This is a genomic window from Halorubrum sp. Atlit-28R, assembly GCF_003665955.1.
Lineage (GTDB): Archaea > Halobacteriota > Halobacteria > Halobacteriales > Haloferacaceae > Halorubrum > Halorubrum tropicale.
Genome location: NZ_QPLS01000100.1, coordinates 1 through 577 on the forward strand (window position 1 = coordinate 1; position 577 = coordinate 577).

Annotated in this window: 2 protein-coding genes; one reads left to right on the forward strand and one right to left on the reverse strand. The window is 69.7% G+C overall.

The genetic code is table 11. The annotated features are described in order from the left end of the window. Window positions 1-58 precede the first annotated feature (58 nt). Window positions 59-442, forward strand: coding sequence for a DUF6276 family protein (locus DVK06_RS16990; protein ID WP_004044603.1), 384 nt, complete (start codon window positions 59-61; stop codon window positions 440-442). Between the two features lie 57 nt (window positions 443-499). On the opposite strand, the gene DVK06_RS19870 is transcribed toward DVK06_RS16990, so the two are convergent. Next, a partial coding sequence (locus tag DVK06_RS19870; RefSeq protein WP_147438159.1) for a hypothetical protein occupies window positions 500-577 on the reverse strand: 78 nt, incomplete at its 5' end.

Sequence of the window (577 nt, forward strand, 5' to 3'; positions counted from 1 at the left end):
CTCCTCTCTCGGTCGGGTCTCCGACCGTTTTTCATCCTATCGGCGCGTAGAGCGTCTCATGTCTTGTCCCGACTGCGACGGCGACCTCGCCGTCTTCGCGGTGCCGGAACCGCTCGAATCCCACGCGCCCGAGGCGGCGCTGACCGTCGGGTTGTGCGCCGACTGTCTCCGACTGCACTCGACCGAGGCACCGCCGAGCGACGGTGCGTCGCGGCCGCTCGCGGGAGCGCTTCCCGACGGCGACGCGGGCGCGGCGGTCGCGCTCCTCGTCGGTATGCTCGACTCGCTCGCGCTCAACCGCGCCGGTATCGTCGACTGCGTCGAGTTCGCCGAGCGGTCCGGGACCGACGTGCACCTCACGCTCGACCGGCTCCAGCAGACGGCGACGGCCCCCCACTTCGACGTCGCTCGCCGGCAGCGCCAGTTGGACGCGTTTCTCTGAGTGCCGTCGCTCCGTGCCGTCGAACGCGTGGCGTGAAGACGCCGAGGAGGAGGTCGCTTAGACGCCGGTGGAGTACCGGAGGATGCCGGCGATGCCACCGAACGCGTCGTAGAGCTGTTCGCCTTTCTCGAAGTC

Excerpts from the sequence above, each read along its gene's own strand:
- DVK06_RS16990 (WP_004044603.1), top strand. The coding sequence starts at position 59 with ATGTCTTGTCCCGACTGCGACGGCGACCTCGCCGTCTTCGCGGTGCCG.